Origin of the sequence: Agrococcus sp. TSP3-2-1 (genome assembly GCF_049897585.1) — a bacterium.
Lineage (GTDB): Bacteria > Actinomycetota > Actinomycetes > Actinomycetales > Microbacteriaceae > Agrococcus.
On record NZ_JAFCWN010000001.1, the window covers coordinates 482,394 to 504,115 of the forward strand.

At 74.1% G+C, this 21,722-nt stretch carries 24 protein-coding genes, 1 tRNA gene and 1 pseudogene; 17 read left to right on the plus strand and 9 right to left on the minus strand.

Annotation, left to right across the window (positions count from 1 at the left end; all coding sequences use genetic code 11):
- Positions 1 to 50: 50 nt before the first annotated feature.
- Entirely contained in the window at positions 51 to 839 is a 789-nt protein-coding gene (locus ACP7BI_RS02410; protein WP_425843511.1) for an ABC transporter permease, read from the minus strand.
- The gene (locus ACP7BI_RS02415) at positions 836 to 1,708 is read right to left on the minus strand and encodes an ABC transporter ATP-binding protein (protein ID WP_425843512.1); all 873 of its coding nucleotides are present in this window, start codon (positions 1,706 to 1,708) and stop codon (positions 836 to 838) included. The genes ACP7BI_RS02410 and ACP7BI_RS02415 overlap by 4 nt, the downstream gene beginning before the upstream one ends.
- Positions 1,709 to 1,806: 98 nt before the next feature.
- Here ACP7BI_RS02415 and ACP7BI_RS02420 point away from each other — a divergent pair, with 98 nt between their 5' ends.
- The 6 genes from ACP7BI_RS02420 to ACP7BI_RS02445 are packed head-to-tail and all read left to right on the plus strand — an operon-like array spanning position 1,807 to position 7,278.
- Positions 1,807 to 2,754, plus strand: a complete 948-nt coding sequence (locus ACP7BI_RS02420) for a TetR/AcrR family transcriptional regulator (RefSeq protein ID WP_425843513.1) — start codon at positions 1,807 to 1,809, stop codon at positions 2,752 to 2,754.
- A gap of 58 nt (positions 2,755 to 2,812) precedes the next feature.
- Positions 2,813 to 4,315: an FAD-dependent oxidoreductase gene (locus ACP7BI_RS02425; RefSeq protein ID WP_425843514.1), complete on the plus strand. Its 1,503-nt coding sequence runs from the start codon at positions 2,813 to 2,815 to the stop codon at positions 4,313 to 4,315.
- A gap of 32 nt (positions 4,316 to 4,347) precedes the next feature.
- The gene (locus tag ACP7BI_RS02430) at positions 4,348 to 5,337 is read left to right on the plus strand and encodes a DUF2332 domain-containing protein (protein WP_425843515.1); all 990 of its coding nucleotides are present in this window, start codon (positions 4,348 to 4,350) and stop codon (positions 5,335 to 5,337) included.
- 58 nt (positions 5,338 to 5,395) lie between these two features.
- On the plus strand, positions 5,396 to 6,499 hold the full coding sequence (locus ACP7BI_RS02435) for a serine hydrolase domain-containing protein (RefSeq protein ID WP_425843516.1): 1,104 nt from the start codon (positions 5,396 to 5,398) through the stop codon (positions 6,497 to 6,499).
- 45 nt (positions 6,500 to 6,544) lie between these two features.
- Positions 6,545 to 6,934 carry a hypothetical protein gene (locus ACP7BI_RS02440; protein ID WP_425843517.1) on the plus strand — a complete coding sequence of 130 codons (390 nt, stop codon included), beginning with the start codon at positions 6,545 to 6,547 and terminating at the stop codon, positions 6,932 to 6,934.
- Complete coding sequence (locus ACP7BI_RS02445) at positions 6,931 to 7,278, plus strand: hypothetical protein (RefSeq protein WP_425843518.1); 348 nt, start codon at positions 6,931 to 6,933, stop codon at positions 7,276 to 7,278. The genes ACP7BI_RS02440 and ACP7BI_RS02445 overlap by 4 nt, the downstream gene beginning before the upstream one ends.
- 15 nt (positions 7,279 to 7,293) lie before the next feature.
- Here ACP7BI_RS02445 and ACP7BI_RS02450 read toward each other — a convergent pair whose 3' ends face one another.
- A complete protein-coding gene (locus ACP7BI_RS02450) occupies positions 7,294 to 7,689 on the minus strand; it encodes a DoxX family protein (protein WP_425843519.1) in 396 nt (131 codons plus the stop codon).
- A 396-nt stretch (positions 7,690 to 8,085) separates the two neighbouring features.
- On the opposite strand from ACP7BI_RS02450, the gene serA reads away from it, so the two are divergent.
- The gene (gene serA, locus ACP7BI_RS02455) at positions 8,086 to 9,678 is read left to right on the plus strand and encodes a phosphoglycerate dehydrogenase (protein ID WP_425843520.1); all 1,593 of its coding nucleotides are present in this window, start codon (positions 8,086 to 8,088) and stop codon (positions 9,676 to 9,678) included.
- A gap of 9 nt (positions 9,679 to 9,687) precedes the next feature.
- Here the strand turns inward: serA and ACP7BI_RS02460 are convergent, their stop codons facing one another.
- Positions 9,688 to 10,224, minus strand: coding sequence for a TetR/AcrR family transcriptional regulator (locus ACP7BI_RS02460; RefSeq protein ID WP_425843521.1), 537 nt, complete (start codon positions 10,222 to 10,224; stop codon positions 9,688 to 9,690).
- On the opposite strand from ACP7BI_RS02460, the gene ACP7BI_RS02465 reads away from it, so the two are divergent.
- Together ACP7BI_RS02465 and ACP7BI_RS02470 are read left to right on the plus strand one after the other, a co-directional pair.
- The gene (locus tag ACP7BI_RS02465) at positions 10,193 to 11,797 is read left to right on the plus strand and encodes an MFS transporter (protein ID WP_425843522.1); all 1,605 of its coding nucleotides are present in this window, start codon (positions 10,193 to 10,195) and stop codon (positions 11,795 to 11,797) included. The genes ACP7BI_RS02460 and ACP7BI_RS02465 overlap by 32 nt on opposite strands.
- A gap of 52 nt (positions 11,798 to 11,849) precedes the next feature.
- Complete coding sequence (locus ACP7BI_RS02470) at positions 11,850 to 12,578, plus strand: esterase/lipase family protein (RefSeq protein WP_425843523.1); 729 nt, start codon at positions 11,850 to 11,852, stop codon at positions 12,576 to 12,578.
- 21 nt (positions 12,579 to 12,599) lie between these two features.
- Here the strand turns inward: ACP7BI_RS02470 and ACP7BI_RS02475 are convergent, their stop codons facing one another.
- From ACP7BI_RS02475 to ACP7BI_RS02490, 4 genes and pseudogenes are all read right to left on the minus strand, one after another.
- The gene (locus tag ACP7BI_RS02475) at positions 12,600 to 12,815 is read right to left on the minus strand and encodes an ATP-binding protein (RefSeq protein WP_425843551.1); all 216 of its coding nucleotides are present in this window, start codon (positions 12,813 to 12,815) and stop codon (positions 12,600 to 12,602) included.
- Positions 12,816 to 12,819: 4 nt separating this feature from the next.
- Positions 12,820 to 13,125, minus strand: a pseudogene (locus tag ACP7BI_RS02480) (sensor histidine kinase); the annotation flags it as partial.
- Positions 13,041 to 13,568, minus strand: coding sequence for a hypothetical protein (locus ACP7BI_RS02485; RefSeq protein ID WP_425843524.1), 528 nt, complete (start codon positions 13,566 to 13,568; stop codon positions 13,041 to 13,043). The pseudogene ACP7BI_RS02480 and the gene ACP7BI_RS02485, both read right to left, overlap by 85 nt.
- Before the next feature lie 104 nt (positions 13,569 to 13,672).
- Entirely contained in the window at positions 13,673 to 13,930 is a 258-nt protein-coding gene (locus ACP7BI_RS02490) for a DUF6458 family protein (protein WP_425843525.1), read from the minus strand.
- Positions 13,931 to 14,099: 169 nt separating this feature from the next.
- Between ACP7BI_RS02490 and ACP7BI_RS02495 the strand changes: the two genes are divergently transcribed.
- Genes ACP7BI_RS02495 through ACP7BI_RS02510 form a run of 4 tightly spaced genes read left to right on the plus strand, consistent with a single transcriptional unit; the run spans position 14,100 to position 17,421 of the window.
- Entirely contained in the window at positions 14,100 to 15,182 is a 1,083-nt protein-coding gene (locus ACP7BI_RS02495; RefSeq protein WP_425843526.1) for a 3-isopropylmalate dehydrogenase, read from the plus strand.
- Positions 15,179 to 16,267 carry a branched-chain amino acid aminotransferase gene (locus ACP7BI_RS02500; protein WP_425843527.1) on the plus strand — a complete coding sequence of 363 codons (1,089 nt, stop codon included), beginning with the start codon at positions 15,179 to 15,181 and terminating at the stop codon, positions 16,265 to 16,267. The genes ACP7BI_RS02495 and ACP7BI_RS02500 overlap by 4 nt, the downstream gene beginning before the upstream one ends.
- Entirely contained in the window at positions 16,267 to 17,043 is a 777-nt protein-coding gene (locus ACP7BI_RS02505; RefSeq protein ID WP_425843528.1) for a fumarylacetoacetate hydrolase family protein, read from the plus strand. Before ACP7BI_RS02500 ends, ACP7BI_RS02505 begins: the two co-directional genes overlap by 1 nt.
- Before the next feature lie 51 nt (positions 17,044 to 17,094).
- Positions 17,095 to 17,421: a helix-turn-helix transcriptional regulator gene (locus ACP7BI_RS02510; protein WP_425843529.1), complete on the plus strand. Its 327-nt coding sequence runs from the start codon at positions 17,095 to 17,097 to the stop codon at positions 17,419 to 17,421.
- Here the strand turns inward: ACP7BI_RS02510 and ACP7BI_RS02515 are convergent.
- Positions 17,387 to 18,094 carry a permease prefix domain 1-containing protein gene (locus ACP7BI_RS02515; RefSeq protein WP_425843530.1) on the minus strand — a complete coding sequence of 236 codons (708 nt, stop codon included), beginning with the start codon at positions 18,092 to 18,094 and terminating at the stop codon, positions 17,387 to 17,389. The genes ACP7BI_RS02510 and ACP7BI_RS02515 overlap by 35 nt on opposite strands.
- Positions 18,095 to 18,129: 35 nt before the next feature.
- Between ACP7BI_RS02515 and gltX the strand changes: the two genes are divergently transcribed.
- The 4 genes from gltX to ACP7BI_RS02535 all read left to right on the plus strand — a co-directional run bounded on the left by gltX (position 18,130) and on the right by ACP7BI_RS02535 (position 21,553).
- Positions 18,130 to 19,620, plus strand: coding sequence for a glutamate--tRNA ligase (gene gltX / locus ACP7BI_RS02520; RefSeq protein WP_425843531.1), 1,491 nt, complete (start codon positions 18,130 to 18,132; stop codon positions 19,618 to 19,620).
- Positions 19,620 to 20,537 carry an NAD(P)/FAD-dependent oxidoreductase gene (locus ACP7BI_RS02525; RefSeq protein ID WP_425843532.1) on the plus strand — a complete coding sequence of 306 codons (918 nt, stop codon included), beginning with the start codon at positions 19,620 to 19,622 and terminating at the stop codon, positions 20,535 to 20,537. The genes gltX and ACP7BI_RS02525 overlap by 1 nt, the downstream gene beginning before the upstream one ends.
- Positions 20,538 to 20,630: 93 nt before the next feature.
- Entirely contained in the window at positions 20,631 to 21,377 is a 747-nt protein-coding gene (locus ACP7BI_RS02530) for a hypothetical protein (RefSeq protein WP_425843533.1), read from the plus strand.
- Positions 21,378 to 21,481: 104 nt separating this feature from the next.
- Positions 21,482 to 21,553, plus strand: a tRNA-Gln gene (locus ACP7BI_RS02535).
- Positions 21,554 to 21,722: the final 169 nt, after the last annotated feature.

Genomic DNA, 21,722 nt, shown 5'->3' on the forward strand with positions numbered 1-21,722 from the left:
CTGATCCGAGGAGGGGACCCCCAGCGGGGTCCCCTCCTCGCGTCCTGGGCTCAGCGCGCCGCGGTGCGGGGGAAGCGCCACGCGATCAGCAGCGCACCGGCCAGCACGATCCCGACGCACCACGCGAGCGCCGAGAGCGGCTGAGCGCCCGGATCGCCGCCCATGAGGAGCGCACGCAGCGACTCGGTGAGCGGCGTGATCGGCTGGTGCGTCGCGACGGGCTGCAGCCACTCGGGCATCGTCGAGACAGGCACGAACGCGCTCGAGAGGTAGGGCAGGAACAGCAGCCCGAAGCCGTAGCCGTTCGCCGCCTCGGGGCTGCCCGAGACGAGGCCCACGAACGCGAAGAGCGTCGTGATCGCGAGGATCCAGAGCGACACGAGCGCGAAGGCGATGAGCCACTCGATCGCGCTCGCCGAGGGGCGGAACCCGATCGCGAGCGCGACGCCGATCACGACGCCGGTCGCGACGAGGTTGCGCAGCAGGCTCGCGACGACGTGCCCCGCGAGCGCGGTCGCGGCGACGATCGGCAGGCTGCGGAAGCGGCGCATCGCGCCGGCCGTCATGTCGCGGCTCACCGAGACCGCGACCGAGGCGGCGCCGAAGCCCGAGCACAGCAGCACGATGCCCGGCACGACGTAGTCGATGTAGGAGCCGTCGGTCTCGATCGCGCCGCCGAAGATGAGCGTGAACATGAGCATGACGAGTACCGGGAGCGCGATCGCCATCACGAGGCCCTCGCCGTCGCGGAGGCTGTGCCGGAGGCTCCGGCCGACGAAGACGCTCGCCGCGGCGAGGGGAGCGGCGCCGGCTCGGCGCTCGAGCGCCACGGCGCTCACGCCGCCGCCTCCTCGCGCCGGACGATCGCCGCGAAGGCGTCGTCGAGGGTCGGCGAGCGCAGCTCGACCCGCAGCCCGTGCTCCGCTGGCGCGAGCGCCGCGAGGGCGCTGCCGAGCGATCCGGCGCTCGAATCCGTCTCGAGCGCGCGCACGACGCGGCCAGCCGCATCGACGAGCACCACGGTCACCCCGCCGACGCGCGCCGCGAGCTCCCGCGCGGTCCCCTCCGCGAAGATCCGGCCGTCGCGCAGCACCGCGATCCGATCGGCGAGCGCCTCGGCCTCGTCGAGCATCTGCGTCGTGAGCAGCACGGTCGTGCCTTCGGCCGCGAGCGCCCGGACGTCGTCCCACAGCCGGGCGCGGCTCACGGGGTCGAGGCCCGTCGTCGGCTCGTCGAGGAAGAGCACCTCGGGCCGGTCGACGAGCGATGCGGCGAGGTCGAGCCGTCGGCGCATGCCGCCCGAGTAGCGGCCGACGCGCCGGTCGGCGGCGTCCTCGAGGTCGAGGCGCTCGAGCAGCTCGCACGCGCGAGCCCGAGCCGCTCGGGAGGGCAGGCCCAGCAGTCGCGCGAGCATGACGAGGTTCTCGCGACCCGTGAGCAGGTCGTCGATCGACGCGGCCTGGCTCGTGACGCGGATGCGTCGCCGCACGAGCGAAGGATGCCGGGCGACGTCGATGCCGAGCACTCGGGCGACCCCGCCGTCGGCGCGCTCGAGCGTCGTGAGGATCGACAGCAGCGTCGACTTGCCAGCGCCGTTCGCGCCGAGCAGCGCGACGACGCCGCCGTCGACGCGGAGGTCCACGGCGCGCAGCACCGGATTCCTCCCGTAGGACTTCGTGAGGCCCTCGACCTCGATGACTGCACCCATCGCATCCCCTTCTGTGTATTAAATAAACAGTATGCGTGACACGCAGTGTGCCACGCACGCAGTCGCCGCGCTAGCCTCGAGTCGTCGGAGGGAGCGGCGTGGCGGATGACGTGGCGCGAGTGGTGGCGCTCGCGTGGGGCGCGGAGGAGCTCCCGCAACGCGGGCCGAAGCGCGAGCTGAGCCTCGAGCGCATCGTCGAGGTCGCGATCAGCATCGCCGACGCCGAGGGGCTCGCGGCCGTCACGATGCAGCGCGTCGCGCAGGCCTTCGGCTACACCACGATGGCGATGTACCGCTACGTCGCCTCGAAGGACGACCTGCACGTGCTCATGATCGACGCGATCGCGCGCGACGTCGTCGCGGTCGACGACGAGGACTGGCGCGCCGGTCTCGAGCAGTGGTGCCGCTGGCTCCTCGACGTCTACCGCGCGCATCCGTGGGCCCTCGACATCCCCGTGTCGACGGAGGCGCTCCTCATGCCCGAGCAGATGCGGGTGGCAGACGCGGCGCTGCGCGCGATGCGCAGCCTGCCGGCGACGCCGGAGGAGCGGCTCATGCTCCTGACCTCGCTGTCGACGTTCGTGCGCGGGCACGCGGCCGTCATGCGAGAGGTGCTCGACCCCGCGAACGCGCTCGGGGAGGGCACGCGCGCCGTGGTGCGCGAGGCCGCGACGCCCGGTCGCTTCCCTGACCTCGCGCCGCTCGTCGCGAGCGGCACATACCTGTTCGAGGTGCCCGAGGGCATGCCGATCCCGGTGGATCCGGCCCAGGACGACCTCGCCCTCGGCCTCGCCATCTGGCTCGAGGGCGTGGCGGCGACGTTCGAGCGAGGCGAGGGTCGCGAGGTCGCGCCCCCGGATCCGCCGGCGGATGCCGCCGCTGCGCTTGAGCGCGCCGAGGCCGAGCTGCGTGCGGGCATCGCGCTGCGCAAGCAGACGCAGCAGCGCCTGCGTGAGCTCGAGCGTCGCGAGCAGACGCTCCGGAAGGCGCGCGACACGGCGAAGGAGGCCGCGAAGGCGGCGCAGCGGGCGAGCCGGGCAGGTTGAGCGCAGCCTTCCGGCCGCTCACTGCGGGCACCCAGGCGCGGGCGCTTGAGTGAGCGCCATGGCTTCGCTCTGGCTCGACACCACGCCCTCGATCGGCTTCGACGAGGCGGGGCGGCGCGACGCCGACGTCGCCGTCGTGGGCGCCGGCATCACGGGGCTCATGACCGCGGCGCTGCTCGCGGGCCGGGGCGCGCGGGTCGTCGTGCTCGAGGCGCGCGAGGCCGTCGGCGCGGTCGCGACCGGCAACACGACCGCGAAGGTGAGCCTCCTGCAGGGCGACCGGCTGCACCGCGCGCTCGGGCTCGCTCGGCGCGAGGCGGTCGAGGCCTTCGTCGAGGGCTCGCTCGCGGGGCAGCTGCGGCTGGGCAGCCTGCTCGCCGCCCGCGGCGCGCCCGCCGAGGAGCGCACCGCGATCTCGTTCGCCTTCACGCCAGAGGGCGTCGCGTCGCTCGAGCGCGAGGTCGAGGCCGCGCGCGGGCTCGGCATCCCGGTCGAGTCGAGCGGCGCCGAGGCGCTGCCGTTCCGCGTGGCCGGCGCCATCCAGCTCGTCGAGCAGGCGCAGGTGCAGCCCGTCGCGATGCTCTCGGCGCTCGCCGCGGAGCTGCGCGCGCATGGCGGGCAGATCGTGCGCGCCCAGGTGCGCTCGGTGCGCGCCGTCGGCCGCGGCGTCGAGCTCGAGACCGACGTCGGATCCTGGCGCGCAGGCACCGCGGTGCTCGCGACCGGCTCGCCGGTGCCGGCGCGCGCCACCTCGGCGCTGCTCACCGCGAGCCGCTCCTACGCCGCCGCGTACCGCACGGCCGCGCCGCTGCCCGAGCCCATGGCCATCAGCGTCGACTCGCCGAGCCGCTCCATCCGTACCGCCGCCGGACCCGGCGGCGACGTGCTCGTCGCCGGTGGCCCCGGCCACGCCGTCGGGAGGCACGCCGACCCGCGGCGGCTCGTCGCCGAGCTCGACGCCTGGGTGCGGTCGCACTGGCCCGACGCCGAGCGCACGCACGTGTGGAGCGCGCAGGACTACGCGACGCCCGACCTGCTGCCGTGGATCGGCGCGCGCCCCGGCTCGCGCGGCCGCGTGCTGCTCGCGACCGGCTTCGACAAGTGGGGCATGTCGAGCGGCGCCATGAGCGCGATCGCCCTCGCGGGCCGCATCGCGGGCGAGGAGCCCGACTGGGCCCGCACGCTCCGCCGGCGCGGCACGACGGTCGCCGCGCTCGGCAAGGCCGCGGGCGCCTTCGGCGCGGTCGTCGCCGCCGATGCGCGCGCGACGGCGTCGGCCCTGCAGCCCGCGAGCACGCCCGCGGAGGGCGAGGGCGAGCTCGGCCGCGAGGGTCTCCGGCTCGTCGCGACGTCGACCGTCGACGGCGAGACCCGGCGGGTCTCCGCCCACTGTCCGCACGTGGGCGCCCTCGTCGCCTGGAACACGCAGGATCGCAGCTGGGACTGCGTCGCGCACGGCTCGCGCTTCGCGCCCGACGGCTCGCGCCTCGAGGGCCCCGCGGACTGCCCGCTGCGCTCGCTCCGCCGCGCCCCGCGAGCGAGCGAGCCCGTCGCCGGCTGAGCGGTCGCGGCGGCCGTGGCAAGGTGGTCGCCGTGGACGACGTCACCCAGCCGGGATCCGTGGCCGCGTCGTACCGCCGCTGGGCGGCGGTCGAGGCGGACGGCCGCTCGCCCCTCTACGCCGAGTGGGCGCGCGGCGTGGCCGACGACGAGCCGCTGTGCGCGGCGCTCGCGCAGCTCGAGCCCATCAAGCGCCAGCCCAACCTGCTCTTCGCCGCCGCGCGCTTCGAGGGCGTCCCGCTCGTGCCGTGGAGCGACGCGCGCGAGATGATCGCCGGGGCGTGGGAGCGCATCCGATCGACGATGCTCGCCCGCTTGACGCAGACGAACGAGGCGAGGCGCATGGCGACGCTGCTGCCCGCGATCGCGCACCTCGAGGGGCCGATCGCGCTCGTCGAGGTCGGCGCGTCGGCGGGGCTGTGCCTCTACCCCGATCGCTGGCGCTACCGCTTCGGTGCCGGCCGGTACGTCGGCGATGCCGCGCTGCCGCTGCTCGAGACCGACGCGTCGCCCTCGACGCCGCTGCCCGCGAGGCCGCCCGTCGTCGCGTGGCGCGGCGGCATCGACCTGCAGCCGCTCGACCCGGCCGATCCGGCGACGAGGGCGTGGCTCGAGGCGCTCGTGTGGCCGGATGCGTCGGGCGGGCTCGACGGGGCGCGCGTCGACCGGCTGCGCACCGCGCTCGCGATCGCGCGGCGGGAGCCGGCGGACGTGCGGCGCGGCGACCTCACGGTCGACACGCGCGCGATCGTCGAGGAGGCCGGCCGGCACGCCCCGACGGTCGTCGTCTGGCACTCCGCGGTGCTCGCCTACGTCTCGGCGTTCGAGCGCGCATCCTTCGCCGACCTGATGGCGGACCTGCAGGTCACGTGGGTCGCGAACGAGGGCGCCTCGCTCGAGATCGGCCCGCCCGCGCCGTGGGCGGGAGCGGGCGACTTCGTGCTGCGCCGCGACGCCGAGCCGATCGCCGCCGTCGGCCCGCACGGCGCCTCGATCACGTGGCTCAGCGACCTGGCGACGTGAGGCGGCGCCCGCGCGATGGGGGAGTGACGGCGCGCGCATCGGCTCCTACGCTTGGAGGGTGGCCGTCGAGCCAGCGCCCTTCACCTCGATCGCGAGTCTCGCCATCGTCGCGATCGTCGCCGTCGGCGGATGCAGCGGCACGAGTGCCGAGCCGTCGGAGCGCCCCGCTGCTGCGACTCCGTCGGCCAGCGACTCGACCGAGCTCGGCGACGAGGAGCTCCTCGAGCTCGTCCGGCGCTCGTTCGCCGGCCCGACGGAGCGTGCCGCCGCCGCGCTCATCGACGCGAGCGGCGTGCGCACGGCGTACATCCGCGCGGATGCGTCGACCGTGTTCGAGGTCGGGTCGATCACGAAGGTGTTCACGGGCGAGCTGCTCGCCGAGGCGGTCGAGCGCGGCGAGGTGCGGCTCGGCGACGCGCTCGGCGACCACCTCGAGATCGGCGACGCTCCCGTCGGGGCCGTGAGCCTCCGCGCGCTCGCAGCGCACACCGGGGGACTGCCGCGCTTCCCGACCGATCCGGCCATCGTCGACGCGGCGATGGCCGACATCGAGGCGGGTGGCGATGGGATCGACGCGACGCTCGACGACCTCCTCGCGCATGCGCGCGGCCTCGAGATCCAGTCGGAGCCGGGCTACCTCTACAGCAACATCGGTGCTGCCCTCCTCGGGCAGGCGCTCGCCGCGGCCGCGGGCGTCGACTACCCGACGCTCCTCGCCGATCGCCTGCTCGAGCCGCTCGGCCTCGATGGCGCGTCGCTCCCGCTCGACGATGCGGATGTCTCGACCGCGCACGCGGGCGGGTTCGATCGCGCCGGCGTCGCGGTGGAGCCGACATCGCTCGGCGCCTATGCGCCGGTGGGCGGACTCCACGCGACCCTCGAGGACCTCATCCGCTTCGGCGAGGCGGTCATCGACGGCGAGCTCACCGGCAGTGCCGCCCAGATCGACGCGATCGACATCGGCGGAGGCGTGGCGATCGGCTACTTCTGGCGCATCGACGAGGACCCTGACGCGCGCGTCCTGTCACACGACGGCAGGACGGGGAGCTTCTCGAGCGTGCTGCTCGTGGACGTCATGCACGGCACGGCAGCGATCGTGCTCTCGAACCAGGACTCCGGCGTCGGTCGCATCGGCGCGAGCCTGCTCGACCTCGCGCCGTGACTCCGCCCCGCGGGCGCGTCGCGGCGCCCCGATAGGCTGGGAGGGATGAGCCGCGACGACGACGCCCTCCGCTGGGACGGTGACGAAGACCTCGACCTCGAGTCCTCCGCCGACGACGACGGCGCGCGACCCCGCGCATCCGCCCCCGTCGTCCGCGAGGCGCGACACCGCGGCCCGCTCGGGTGGATCGCCCTCGTGCTCGCGCTCGCCGCGACCGCCGGCTGGATCGTGATCGTCGTCGCGAACCCCGTGCAGCAGCCGAGCCTGCTCGGCCTCGTGATGTACCAGCTCGGTGAGCTGCTCGCCCTCATCGCGCCGCTGCTGTGGTGGTGGTGCGTCGACCGGCTCGCGCCGCTCGCCCGCCGCGCGCCGTGGTGGCTCGCCGGCCTCGTCATCACCGCGCCGTGGCCGCTCGTCGCGGGGGTGCTCGCGTGAGCGCCCGGCAGCCCCACGAGGAGCGGCCCGGCGACGCGTGGATCGTCGCCCTGCTGTTCGCGCTCGCGTTCGGCTACGACACGGTCGAGGCGGTCACGAACCTGCAGCAGCTGCCGCTCCTCTATGCGAGCGCCGGCATCGAGGCGTCGACCCCGTGGTGGCTGCTCGTGGCGAGCGTCGCGCTGCCCGTCGTGCTGTTCGCCCTCGCGCTCTGGATCGGGCGGCGGATGCGGCTGGTCGCGAAGGCGGGCATCATGCTCGTCGCGCTCGCGGTGAGCGCGCAGGCGAGCCTGCTCGCCGAGCAGCTCGCGCGCCAGATCGCGGTCGCCGCGCTCGGCGGCTGAGCAGGCTCGGCTCGCTCAGATCACCGACACGAGCACGAGCACGCCGAGCACGACCTGCCCGATCGCGCGCGGCGCGATCGGCACCGCGGCGGCGCCGAAGCGCTCGGGCTCGCGCGCGGCCTGCACGTTCGCGGGGAACACCGCGATGAGCAGCGCGATGAGCGCGATGCCGGCCGCGAAGCGCACGCCCCACCACGGAGCGAGCAGCGCCGCGCCGCCGACGATCTCGGCGACCCCGGAGACCGCGACGAGCGCGGGCGCCCAGCGCCGGTCGGGGCCAGCGAGGCCAGCGGGGATCATCGCCTGCATCGCCCGGCGCACGCGCGGCACGAAGTGGGTGATGCCCATGCCGACGAAGACCAGGGCGAGGATGATGCGCAGCACGAGCTGCGCGAGAGCGAAGGCGTCCATCGCCTCCATCATCCCGCACCCCGCGCCGCGATCCCGCCCGCCCCGGCCGGCCGCCGCGGCCGAGTGGCGCCTCCTGCAGGTGAGTGGTGCCTCTCGAACCGCGTCCGCTGCGCCGCACCGCGCTGAGCGGTCAACTCCGCGCGCGAGCGGTCAACTCGGCGCGTGACCGGTCATCTCGGCGCGTGACCGGTCAAGTCCGAGCCCCGCTCACTCGTGGAAGTGACCGCTCACACGCGGAAGTGACCGCTCACACGCGGAAGTGACCGCTCGCGCAGGGCGCGGCCGCCGGCTCGGAGCGGCGCGCTCGGCGCGGCACCCGCCCCTCAGTAGGCTGTGCTCGGCACGACGAGGTGCTGTCCGCGATCGCGAACCCTCCATCCGTGCAAGGAGCCCAGCATGACCAAGCCCGTCGTCCTGATCGCCGAGGAGCTCTCGGCCGCCACCGTCGACGCCCTCGGGCCCGACTTCGACGTGCGCCACGTCGACGGCACCGACCGCGACGCGCTCTTCGCAGCCCTCGCCGACGCATCCGCCGTGCTCGTGCGCAGCGCGACGCGCATCGACGCCGAAGCGCTCTCGCACGCGCCGCGCCTCAAGGTCGTCGCCCGTGCCGGCGTCGGCCTCGACAACGTCGAGATCCCCGCCGCGACGAAGGCGGGCGTCATGGTCGTCAACGCGCCGACCTCCAACATCGTCTCGGCCGCCGAGCTCGCGATCGCGCACCTCCTCGGCCTCGCGCGCCACATCCCGGCGGCGGATGCGTCCCTCAAGCGAGGCGAGTGGAAGCGGTCGGCGTTCACGGGCGTCGAGCTCTACGAGAAGACCGTCGGCATCGTCGGCCTCGGCCGCATCGGCGTGCTCGTCGCCGAGCGGCTCGCGGCCTTCGGCACGAAGCTCGTCGCCTACGACCCGTTCGTGAGCCCGGCGCGCGCCGCGCAGCTCGGCGTCGAGCTCCGCTCGCTCGAGGAGCTCATGGCCGAGAGCGACTTCATCACGATCCACATCCCGCGCACGCCCGAGACCGTCGGCCTCATCGGCGCGGCCGAGCTCGCGCTCGCGAAGCCGACGCTCCGCATCGTGAACGCCTCCCGCGGCGGCATCATCGACGAGGCGGCGCTCGCCGAGGCGCTCCGCAGCGGCACGATCGCCGGCGCGGGCATCGACGTCTTCGTCACCGAGCCGCCGACCGACGACGCCCTCACGAGCGCGCCGAACATCCAGGTCACGCCGCACCTCGGCGCATCCACCGACGAGGCGCAGGAGAAGGCCGGCATCGCCGTCGCGCGCTCGGTGCGGCTCGCGCTCTCGGGCGACCTCGTGCCGGATGCGGTGAACGTCGCCGGCGGCGTCATCGACGAGTACGTGCGACCCGGCATCGCGCTCGCCGAGCGGCTCGGGCAGTTCGCGGCCGGCCTCGCCGCCGGTCCCGTCGAGGCGGTCGACGTCGCGGTGCACGGCGAGCTCGCCGCCTACGACGTCAAGGTGCTGCGGCTCGCGGCGCTCAAGGGCTTCTTCTCGTCGATCGTGAGCGAGCAGGTGACGTTCGTGAACGCGCCCGTCATCGCCGAGTCGCGTGGCGTGACGAGCGAGCTCACGTCCGACGAGCGCAGCGACGAGTACCGCAACGTCGTCGAGGTGATCGTCGCGCGCAGCGACGGCCGCCGGGTGAGCGTCGAGGGCACCCTCACGGGCCCGAAGCAGGTCGAGAAGATCGTCGGCGTCAACGGCCAGTCGGTCGAGGTGCCGATGGCCGACCACTTCGTCGTGATGGAGTACGAGGACCGGCCCGGCATCGTCGCGGCCTACGGCTCGGCGTTCGGCGAGGCGAGCATCAACATCGCCGGCATGCAGATCGCCCGCACGCGCGCGGGCGGCGAGGCCCTCTCGATCATCACGATCGACCAGGCCGCGCCCGACGCGCTCGTCGAGCAGCTCGGCGCGACGATCCAGGCGACGACGATCCGGCAGATCGAGATCCGCGAGCTCTGAGCGAGCCGCTCACGCGCCGCGGATGAGCCCGTCGAGCCGCGCGATCACCCGGTCGACCGAGTCGGCGGGGATCGACTCGCTGCCGCCGAGCGCCGAGCGGAGGTAGATGCCGTCGCTCAAGCGCACGATGACGAGCGCGAGGTCGCGGTCGCCGATGCTCGCCTCGAGCGCCGCGAGGTAGTGGTCGTCGAGCCGCGTGAGGGCGTCGCGGGCGGCGGCGTGCTCCTCGAGCTGGCCGAGCTGCAGCAGCGCGAGCAGCGTGCGGTCGACGGGCTGGTCGGCGATCACCGACTCTCGGAGGAAGACGGCGACCGCGTCGTCGAGCGCGCCGAGCCGCACCTCCTCCGCCTCGCCGAAGCGGTCGAGGCGCTCGGCGAGCCCCGCGACGAGCGCGGCCTTCGACCCGAAGTGGTAGAGCAGCCCGCCCTTCGAGACGCCGGCGGCCTCGGCCGTCGCGGCGAGGGTGCCGGCGCGCTCGCCGCGCTCGATCACGAGCTGCTCGAACGCGTCGAGGATGCGGTCGCGAGTGTCGGTTGCCTTGCTCACGACCACACCATACCTTGCCAGCAAACCGTCCGGACGGTACAGTGATCCGGTGACCCGATCGACTGCCTCCGCCATCGCCGCGCCCACCCGAGCCGGAGCGCGCGAGTGGGGCGCGCTCGCGGTGCTCATGCTCCCGGTGCTGCTCATCTCGATCGACACGACCGCGCTCTCGTTCGCGCTCCCCGAGATTGCGGTGGCGCTGCAGCCGACCGCCGCGCAGCAGCTGTGGATCGTCGACGCCTACTCGCTCGTGCTCGCGACCCTGCTCGTGGCGATGGGCAACCTCGGCGACCGCGTCGGCCGCCGGCGCCTGCTGCTGATCGGCGCGACGGGCTTCGCGATCGTCTCGGTGCTCGCGGCGTTCGCGCCGACGGCCGAGCTGCTCATCGCCGCTCGCGCCGCGCTGGGTCTGTTCGGCGCGACCCTCATGCCCGCGACGCTCGCGCTGCTGCGCACGACGTTCCTCGATCGCGGCCAGCGCCGCCTCGCGGTCGCGGTGTGGGCGACCGCGTTCTCGGTCGGCGCCGCCGCCGGGCCGGTCGTCGGCGGGCTGCTGCTCGCGCACTTCGCGTGGGGCTCGATCTTCCTCATGGCCGTGCCGTTCCTGCTGCCGCTGCTCGTGCTCGCGCCGCTGCTCATCACCGAGTCGCGCGATCCCGCGCCGGGCCCGATCGACCCGCTCGGCATCGCCCTGTCGATGCTCGCGCTCGGCGGCCTCGCGGCGGGCGTGAAGGAGCTCGCGGTCGCGGGCCTCGACCCGGTGGGCATCGCGCTCGTCGCCGTCGCGGCGCTCGCGGGCTGGCTCTTCGTGCGCCGCATGCGCCGGCGCGCGAACCCGATGCTCGACGTCGCGCTCTTCCGCGTGCCGCAGTTCAGCGGCGCGCTCGTCGTCAACCTGCTGAGCGTCGTCGCGCTCACGGGCTTCCTCTTCTTCGTCACCCAGCACCTGCAGCTCGTCGAGGGGCTCCCGGTGCTCGATGCCGCGCTCGTGCTCGTGCCGGGCGTCGTCGCGATGATCGTCTCCGGGCTCGGTGTCGTGCGCGTCGTCCGCGCGCTCGACCCGGGCATCGCGGTCGTCGTCGCGCTCGGCGGCTCCGCCACCGCCTACGGCATCCTCGCGGTGCTCGGCGAGGACGTCAGCATCGCCGGCATCGTCGGCGCCTTCGCGCTGCTCGGCATCGGCATCGGCGCCGCTGAGACGGTCTCGAACGACCTCGTGCTCAGCGCCGTCCCACCCGCGAAGGCGGGTGCCGCATCCGCCCTCTCCGAGACGGCGTACGAGTTCGGCGCGGTGCTCGGCACGACGCTGCTCGGCGGCCTCGTCACGGCGGTCTACCGCTCGACCCTCGCGCTCCCGGCGGGCATCGACGCGGGCGTCGCCGCGGCAGCGCGCGAGACGCTCGGCGGCGCGATCGCGGCGGCTCCGCGCGCGGGCGAGGCGGCGGATGCGGTGATCCAGGCCGCGAGGACGGCGTTCGACCACGGCGTGGTCGCCACGAGCGCCCTCGGGGCCGGCCTCATGCTCGTCGCGATGGTCGTGGCCTTCCGCACCCTGCGGCACCCCGAGCACTGAGCTGCCGCTCGCGCGCCTGGCGCGAGTGGGCCGGCCGGGCTAGCGTCTCGCCATGGACACCACCGGAGGCGCCGCGCGCGCCCGCATCGTGCTCGTCCCCGGCTTCTGGCTGGGCGCCTGGGCGTGGGACGAGGTCGCCGCGCTGCTGCGCGAGCGCGGCCACGACGTCACCGCGCTGACCCTGCCGGGACTCGAGCCCGATCGCGCCGATCGCGGGAGCGTGCGACTCGACGACCACGTCGCCGCGATCGAGGCGGCGATCATCGCGGGGGAGGAGCCCGTCGTGCTCGTCGCCCACAGCGGCGCCGCGTCGCCCGCGACCGTCGCGATCGACCGCAACGTCGACCGCATCGCCCGCTCGGTGTGGGTCGACACCGCGCCGGTCGTCGACGGCCACGCGATGGACGCGTCGTTCGAGGGCGACGAGATGCCGCTCGAGGCAGCGTGGGAGGATGAGCTCGAGCAGGGTTCGATGCAGGGGCTCTCGGACGAGCAGCTCGACGAGTTCCGCGAGCGCGCCGTGCCCGAGCCCGCGGGCGCCGTGCGCGACGCGGCCGCGCTGCGCGACGACCGCCGGCTCGACGTGCCCGCCACGATCATCTGCGCCGCGTTCTCCGCGGCCGACTACCGCTCATACGCCGAGCAGGGCGTGCCGTTCCTCGCCGGCGTGCTCGAGCACCGCGCGCTCGAGCTCGTCGACCTCCCGACGGGCCACTGGCCGATGTGGTCGGAGCCGCGCGCGCTCGCCGAGCGCATCGCCGAGGTCGCCGAGCGCGCTTGAGGCGGCTGCGGCGCCGGCCCGTCAGTCGCCCGCGGGCAGCAGCACCCAGACGCTCGCGCCGCCGAACGCGGAGTCCTCGATGCCGATGCGGCCGCCGTGCGCCTGCACGATGCGACGGCACGTCGAGAGCCCGCTGCCGAGCCCGTCGACACTCGCCTCGACGTCGGCCCGGTCGCCGCGCTCGCTGCATGAGCCCGAACACGCGCTCCCGCTCCTCGACCGGCACGCCGGGGCCATCGCCGTCGACCGTGACGCGCCAGCCGCCCGAGATGCGCTCTGCCCGCACCTCGACGCGCGGCCGCGCGCCGTCGGCGGAGGCGAACGTCACCGCGTTCGCGAGCAGGTTCTGGGCGAGGGCACCGAGCAGCGTCGCGCCGCCCTGCACGACCGGCAGCTCGTCGACGTCGACGGTCGCGCCCGCCGCGGCGATCTGCGCGTCGAGGTCGGCGACCGCGGCGTGCATCAGGTCGCCGAGCGCGACGGGCCGCCGCCGGGCGCTGCCGCCGATGCGGGCGAAGTCGAGCAGGTCCTCGACGAGCGACGCCATGCGCTCGGCCGCCGACTCCGCGCGCCATCCTCGCCGAGCTCGCGCGCCTCGACGTCGAAGACGCACAGGCTCCCGATCGGCAGGCCGCCCGGGGTGCGGAGGGGGCTGGATGCGTAGAAGCGCACGTCCGCGATCTCACCCGTGACGAAGGGGTCCTGCGCGAACCGCGCGTCCGCGCTCGCGTCGGCGACGATCGTCTGGTCCGGGCCCTCGAAGACTCGGCTGCACATCGAGTCCTCGCGCGAGCACACGGCCGCCTCGAAGCCGACCGCGGCGATCTGGTGCTGCTGCCGGTCGTCGATGATGTCGATGACGGCGTTCGGCACGCCCACGAGCGCGGCGGCGAGCTCCGTCAGCCCACGCAGGTCGGCGCCGGAGGCTTCGTCGAGCACGCCGTAGTCGGCGATGGCGGCCGCGCGGACGACATCCTGGGCGTGCGGCACGCCGTCTTCCGAGCCCTCGCCCGGTCGGCTCCATGCTGGCGGATGCCGCCGCGCGAGCGCGCCGGGGCGCGGTGCGAACCGCGCCCCGGTCGGCGCTCGGCGGCTCAGATGACGTCGTCGCGGCGCTCGGTGCGCTCGACGCGCATGCCGGTGTCGGGGTCGACGCGCGAGCGCGAGACCTGGCTCGAGCGGCCCGAGCGCGCCGCCATGATGATGCCGAACAGCGTCACGAGGGCGCCTGCGCCCAGCAGGATGTAGCCGATGAGGGTCCAGTTGGCGCCCTCCAGCTGCCACAGACCGGGCACCGCCCACGCGACGATCGCGCCGACGGCCATGAGGAAGATGCCGAAGCCGATGCTCAAGGTGCTCTCCATTCGTCCGGGCGCCCCGGGACCAGCGCGCCTGCGCGGAATGTATCCGCCGAACCTGCGAGCGTCGTGGGGGATCCGGGCCCGACAGTAGGCTGGTGGCACGATTCCGCGCGGGTGCGGAGCCGGTCGACGCGCACCTCGCGTGCGCCTGGGAGGAACTGTGCAGCAGCTGCGGCTCGCGGTCATCGGAGGAGACGGCATCGGGCGGGAGGTCACGCTCGAGGCGCGGAAGGCGATGCGCGCCGCGCTCGACGGGGTCGAGCTCGTCGAGACCGAGTACGACCTCGGGGCGGCGCACTACCTCGAGACCGGCGAGGTGCTCGACGACGCGACGCTCGCGTCGCTCGCCCAGCACGACGCGATCCTGCTCGGCGCGGTCGGCGGCGACCCGGCCGACCCGCGGCTCGCGGGCGGCATCATCGAGCGCGGCCTGCTGCTGCGGCTGCGCTTCGCCTTCGACCACCACGTCAACCTCCGCCCGACCCGGCTGCACCCGAAGATCGGCAGCCCCTTGCGCGAGCCGGGCGACATCGACTTCGTCGTCGTCCGCGAGGGCACCGAGGGGCCCTACGTCGGCAACGGCGGCGCGCTCCGCGTCGGCACGGCGCACGAGATCGCGAACGAGACGAGCGTCAACACCGCGTTCGGGGTCGAGCGCGTGGTGCGCTTCGCGTTCGAGCTCGCCGAGCAGCGCCGCAGGCACCTCACGCTCGTGCACAAGAAGAACGTGCTCGTGCACGCCGGCGCGCTCTGGCAGCGCATCGTCGACGAGGTCGCGCTCGAGCACCCCGAGGTGTCGGTCGACTACCTCCACGTCGACGCCGCCACGATCTTCCTCGTCGACGACCCGAGCCGCTTCGACGTCATCGTCACCGACAACCTGTTCGGCGACATCCTCACCGACCTCGCGGGCGCGGTCGGCGGCGGGATCGGCCTCGCCGCCTCGGGCAACCTCAACCCGGCCGGCACGTTCCCGAGCATGTTCGAGCCCGTGCACGGCTCGGCGCCCGACATCGCGGGGCGCGGGATCGCCGACCCCACCGCAGCGATCCTCTCGGCCGGCCTGCTGCTCGAGCACTCGGGCCTGCCCGACGCGGCCCGACGCATCCGGGACGCCGTCGACGCCGACATCGACGAGCGCGACGGCACTCGCCGCACCACGAGCGAGGTCGGCGACGCGATCGCCGACCGCATCCGCGCGCGAGCCGAGGCCGGCCGCGCCACCGCGAAGGAGCACGCATGACCCTCGAGTTCGCCCTCACGCGCAACCCCAGCCCCGCCTCCGCCGAGGCCCGCGAGGCGGTGCTCGCCGAGCCCGGCTTCGGCCGCCACTTCACCGACCACATGGTCTCGATCGACTGGACGCTCGAGGGCGGCTGGAGCGACGCGCGCGTCGAGCCCTACGGGCCGCTGCAGATCGACCCGGCCTCGGCCGTGCTGCACTACGGCCAGGAGATCTTCGAGGGGATGAAGGCCTACCGCCGCGCCGACGGCTCGGTGTGGGCGTTCCGCCCGGAGGAGAACGCGAAGCGCATGCAGCGCTCCGCCGCGCGGCTCGCGCTGCCCGAGCTGCCCGTCGAGCTCTTCGTCGAGGCCGTCCGCCGGCTCGTCGAGGTCGACGAGGCGTGGGTGCCCGCGGGCGGCGAGAACTCGCTCTACCTGCGGCCCTTCATGATCGCGAACGAGGTGTTCCTCGGCGTGCGCGCCGCGCAGACGGTGCGCTTCATGGTCATCGCGAGCCCCGCGGGCCCGTACTTCGCGAGCGGCGTGAAGCCCGTCTCGATCTGGCTCTCGACCGAGTACAACCGCGCCGGCAAGGGCGGCACGGGGGCGGCGAAGTGCGGCGGCAACTACGCCGCGAGCCTGCTGCCGACGCAGCAGGCGGCCGAGCACGGCTGCGCGCAAGTGCTGTTCCTCGACGAGTCCGGCAGCGACCTCGAGGAGCTCGGCGGCATGAACGTCGTGCTCGTGAAGGCCGACGGCACGCTCGTGACGCCCGAGTCCGACTCGATCCTCGACGGCATCACGCGCAACTCGCTGCTGCAGCTCGCCGCCGACGCCGGCCACGCCGTCGAGCGCCGCGCCGTGACGCTCTCGGAGTGGCGCGAGGGCATCGCCGACGGCTCGATCACCGAGGCCTTCGCGTGCGGCACCGCGGCGGTGCTCACGCCGATCGCGGCGCTCAAGAGCCCGACCGAGACGATCGGCGACCCGGATGCGCCCGCGGGCCCCGTCGCGCTCGCCCTGCGCAAGCAGCTCACCGACATCCAGTACGGCCGCGCGGAGGATCCGCACGGCTGGATGGTGCAGATGGTCGAGGCCCGCTGATGCGCGTCGCCCGCTTCGCGCACGGGGAGCGCATCGGCTACGGCGTCGTCGACGACGACGCGCTCGTCGTGCTCGTCGGCGACCCGATCGTCGCCGGCTTCGACACGACGGGGGAGCGCGTGCCGCTCGCCGACGCGCGGCTGCTCGCGCCCGTCATCCCGCGCTCGAAGGTCGTCGCGGTGGGCCGCAACTACGCGAAGCACGCCGCGGAGCTCGGCAACGAGGTGCCGAGCGAGCCGCTCGTGTTCCTCAAGCCGAACACGTCCGTCATCGGGCCGAACGACGCGATCGTGCTGCCGCCCGAGTCGACCGACGTCCACTTCGAGGGCGAGATCGCGCTCGTGATCGGCAGGGTCGCGCGCCGGCTCACGCGCGCGAACGCGATGCACGCCGTCTTCGGCGTCACGGTCGCGAACGACGTCACGGCGCGCGACCTGCAGCGGCGGGAGCAGCAGTGGGCGCGCGCGAAGGGCTTCGACACCTTCTGCCCGCTCGGTCCCGCGATCGAGACGGAGCCCGACTACGACGCGCTGCGGCTCATCACGCGCGTCGACGGCGACGTCCGCCAGGACGGCGTCTCGAGCGACTGGATCTTCGACGCGCCGACGGTGCTCGAGTGGATCACCGCGTCGATGACGCTGCTGCCCGGTGACGTCGTCCTCATGGGCACGCCGGAGGGCGTCGGGCCGCTGCGCGCGGGCGAGACGGTCGAGGTCGAGGTGCCGGGCGTCGGCACGCTGCGGAACCCCGTGGTCGCGCAGGCCGTCACCGGCTGACCGGCTGCAGGCTGTCTCCATATGCAGGCAGGCCACGGTTAGACTGCCCGCATGGCTTCCCCTGATGCCCTTCGCGGCCACGTCGACGCGATGCTGCTGTCGGTGCTCGCCGACGGGCCCGTGCACGGCTACGGCGCGATCGAGCGCATCCGCGAGCGCTCCGGCGGCGCGCTCGACTTCCCGAGCGGCACCGTCTACCCGGCGCTCAAGCGGCTCGAGGGCCGCGGGCTCATCGAGGGGGAGTGGGCGTCGAGCGGCCGCTCGAAGCGCGTCTACCGGCTGACGCCCGCGGGCTCGCGCGCGCTCGCCGAGGAGCGCAGCGACTGGGCCGCGACCTCGAGCGTCATCTCGCGAGTGCTCGGCGCGGCGCGAGCCTGACGGCGCCCCACCGCACGAGCAGCGCCGCTGCGGCGGCCGCGATCGCGCTGCCGACGAGCAGCGTGACCGCGACGAGCGCGACGAGCACGCCCATGCCCGCGGGCGGCACCGCGGCGGCGCCGACCATCGCGATCGCACCGGCGACGAGCGCGACCGTGAAGCCGAGCTGCAGCCCCGCGACCGCGACGAGCGCCGCGAGCGAGTCGGCGCGGCGCAGCGCGAACCAGCCGGCGAGCGCGGCAGCCGCCACGAACGGTCCCGCGACGTCGAGCGCCCGCGAGACCTGCAGCATCCACCCTGCCTCGAGGGGCACGCCGAAGCCCGGCACCGCCGCGAGCGACGTCATGCCCGCGAACCACGCCACGAGCAGCACGATGGCACCGAGCGCGGCGAGCGGTGAGAATCGGCGCCCGTGCCCCGCGAGCAGCTCGCGCGAGAGCTCGGCCGCGATCGCACGCGGGTCGCCGAACTCGGCGACGACGGCGGCCGCTGCGACCGGCGCGGCCGAGCCGCCGGCGACGCGAGCCGCGACCGCCTCCCGCAGATCGCCTTCGACCTCGCGCGCGATCTCCGCGCGCCGGCGCGGCGACGCGACCACGGCTCGCTCGAGGCGGTCGACGAGCTCGCCGACGGGGTCGGCCGCGGCAGGGGCGTCCGGGCGGGAGCGGGGCATCGATCGATCCTCCCACGCCTAGGATGGAAGGCATCATGAGCGTCCCCTTCTCGACCGCCACGGGCGGCGACGTCGTCGTCCGCTTCTGCCCTTCGCCCACGGGTACGCCGCACGTCGGACTCATCCGCACCGCGCTGTTCAACTGGGCGTACGCGCGCCACCACGGCGGGAAGATGGTGTTCCGCATCGAGGACACCGACACGGCGCGCGACAGCCAGGAGTCGTACGAGCAGCTGCTCGAGGCGATGCGCTGGCTCGGCATCGACTGGGACGAGGGTGTCGAGACCGGCGGCCCGCACGAGCCCTACCGGCAGTCGCAGCGCGGCGAGATCTACGCCGAGCTCATCGAGCGGCTCACGGCCGCCGGGCACCTCTACGAGTCGTTCGCGACGCCTGAGGAGATCGAGGCGCGCAACGTCGAGCGCGGCCGCGACCCGCGCCAGGGCTACGACAACTTCGAGCGCGACCTCTCCGACGCCGAGCGCGCAGCGCTCCGCGCCGAGGGGCGGCAGCCGAGCCTGCGGCTGCGCGTGCCCGACGAGGACCTCTCGTTCGACGACCTCGTGCGCGGCGAGATCACCTTCCCGGCCGGCTCCTTCTCGGACTTCGTCGTCGTGCGGCCGAACGGCGCGCCGCTCTACACGTTCGTCAATCCCGTCGACGACGCGCTCATGGGCGTCACGCACGTCCTCCGCGGCGAGGACCTCCTCTCGTCGACGCCGCGCCAGATCGCGCTCTACCGCGCGCTCGCCGACATCGGCCTCGCGACCGCGATCCCGCGCTTCGGCCACCTCCCGTACGTCATGGGCGAGGGCAACAAGAAGCTCTCGAAGCGCGACCCGCAGTCGAACCTCTTCCTGCTGCGCGAGGCGGGCTTCATCCCAGAGGGGCTGCTGAACTACCTCGCCCTGCTCGGCTGGTCGATCGCCCCCGACCGCGACGTGTTCTCGCGCGACGAGCTCATCGCCGCGTTCGACGTCGCCGACGTCAACCCCAACCCCTCGCGCTTCGACCCGAAGAAGGCCGAGTCGATCAACGGCGACCACGTGCGCATGCTCGCGGCCGACGACTTCGCCGCGCGCCTGGAGCCCTACCTCGGCCGCGTCTTCGACGGCGCCCCGAGCGACGAGGAGCGCGCCCTGCTCGCGAAGGCCGCGCCGCTCGTGCAGGAGCGCATGCAGCTCATCGGCCAGGCCGAGGACATGCTCGGCTTCCTCTTCCTCGACGACGAGGACATCCGCCACGACGCCGACGCGGTCGCGAGCCTCGGCGACGACGCGCTCGCCGTGCTCGAGGCCTCGCGCCGCGCGCTCGCCGAGCTCGAGTCGTTCGACACCGCGTCGATCGAGGCGGTCCTCCGCGAGGTGCTCATCGACGGGCTCGGCATCAAGCCGCGCTTCGCCTTCACGCCGCTGCGCGTCGCCGTCACGGGCCGTCGCATCTCGCCGCCGCTGTTCGAGTCGATCGAGCTGCTCGGCCGCGAGTCGACGCTGCGGCGCATCGAGCGGCTCGCCGCGAGCGCGTGATGCAGCCCGACGTCGACGTCGTCGTCATCGGCGCGGGCCCCGCGGGGCTCGCCGCGACGCTCAACCTCGCGCGCGCGCAGCGCTCGGTCGCGCTGCTCGACTCCAACCGGCCGCGGCACGCCGCGACGCTGCAGTCGCACGGCTTCATCACGCGCGACGGCATCTCGCCGCTCGAGCTGCGCGGCATGGGTCGCGAGGAGGTGCTGCGCTACCCGACGGTGTCGTTCGAGCGCACGACGGTGCGGCAGGTCGCGCGCGTCGACGGCGGCTTCGCCGTGCAGGCCGAGCAGCGCGGCGCGAGCGCCGAGAGCGAGACGCGGGCGTCGGCCGTGCTCATCGCGACGGGGCTGTCCGAGACGCTGCCCGCGTCGCAGCACGTGCGCCCCTGGTACGGCACGAGCCTGCACTCGTGCATGGACTGCGACGCCTACGACAAGCGCGGCCAGGCGCTCGCCCTCATCGGCGAGACGCCCGACCTCGTCGACCGCGCGATGGTCATCCGCCGCCACACCGACGACCTCGCGGTGTTCACGAACGGGTCGGATGCGGTGAGCGAGGCGGGCGAGGCGAGGCTCGCCGCGCACGGGGTCGCCCTCGAGCGCACGCCCATCGTCGCGATCGAGGGCGATCGCGACGGCATGCGCCAGATCGTGCTCGAGGACGGCCGGCGCAGCGCCCGCACCGGCGGCTTCGTGCGGCCGTGGTGGCACCCGCAGCTCGAGTTCGCCGAGCCGCTCGGCCTTGAGACGGATGAGGACGGCCTCGTCGTCGTCGACCGCGCGCAGCGCGCGTCGCTCGAGGGCGTCTACGCGGCGGGCGACGTCACGCCGGGCTTCCGCCAGCTCTCGGTCGCCGCGGGCGCCGGCACGATCGCCGCGTCGGTCATCAACCGCGACCTCATCGCGCGCGAGCTCTAGCGGGACTCGAGCGAAGCGGAGGGCCGTATCGAGTCGAGGCCCCCGGTTGTACCCTGATGAGCACGCGGCCACCGCCGCGAAGGAGGCCACGCCATGACGATCACCGAGGAACGACCCTCGTCGTCGACGAAGCTCTCGCCGCCCGAGCGGAAGGCGCGCCGCAAGCGCATCCTCTCGTGGGTGCTGCCCGTGATCGGCATCGGCCTCATCGCCGCCCTCTTCCTCTTCACGCAGCACCTGCTCGCGAACGGCCTCGGCCAGCCGCGCGAGGCGCTGCCCGAGGAGGTCTCGGCGAACAACACGACCCAGTTCGGCGAGGCGGGCACCTCCTACGCCGTGCAGTACCAGGTCGTGACGCTCAACCTCAGCGATCGTCCGATCGACGCGGCCGACCTCTCGATGGCCGACGACGCGCAAGCGGTCATCGCACCGGGCTACGGCTTCCTCGACACGACGATGTACGTCGGTGAGGGCGGCGGGCTCAACGGCCAGGGCTACTTCTCCGAGATGATGTCGTCCGTCACCGCGACGACCGAGCGCGGCACCGTCACGCGCATCGACATGCAGCGCGCACCCGTCGGCTGGGCGGAGTTCCCGAATGCGATGAACGCGATCGAGGTCGGCTCGGACGCCTTCGGGTGGGACGTCGACCAGGCCGACATCGACGCGTTCACGACGCGCACGGCGGAGTCCGTGCGGCAGGGCGAGCCCATCTCGTGGGAGATCGGCGCCGCGGGGCTCATGGGCGTCCCCATCAGCGGAGCCGTCAGCTGCTCGGGCGAGGGCCTGTGCGTCGTGAGCTACTCGGTCGATGTGTCGGGGCAGTCCGTCGGCGACTGACCCCAAGGGCTCGGCAGGCCGGATGCGGCGGGCCGGGATTCGCGCTCGAGGCCGTGAGTTGCTATGCTCGACTCTTGGTTCGCAGAGCTTCGGCGCGCGGCCATTGGGGTATGGTGTAATTGGCAACACGGAGGTTTCTGGTACCTTTGTTCTTGGTTCGAGTCCAGGTACCCCAGCGTTCGGAGCCCCGCGGAAGCGGGGCTTTTTCCGTTTCCGCGCGAGATCGCGGGTTATTGGCCAAAACGTGTGGATGCGTTCGGGTGTGTCATGAGTGTCCGGCCCAGCCTGCGCGTTGCCAGAGTCCTTCGTCGGCGGCGAGGCCGGTGCCGTAGAGGCCGGTTGGCT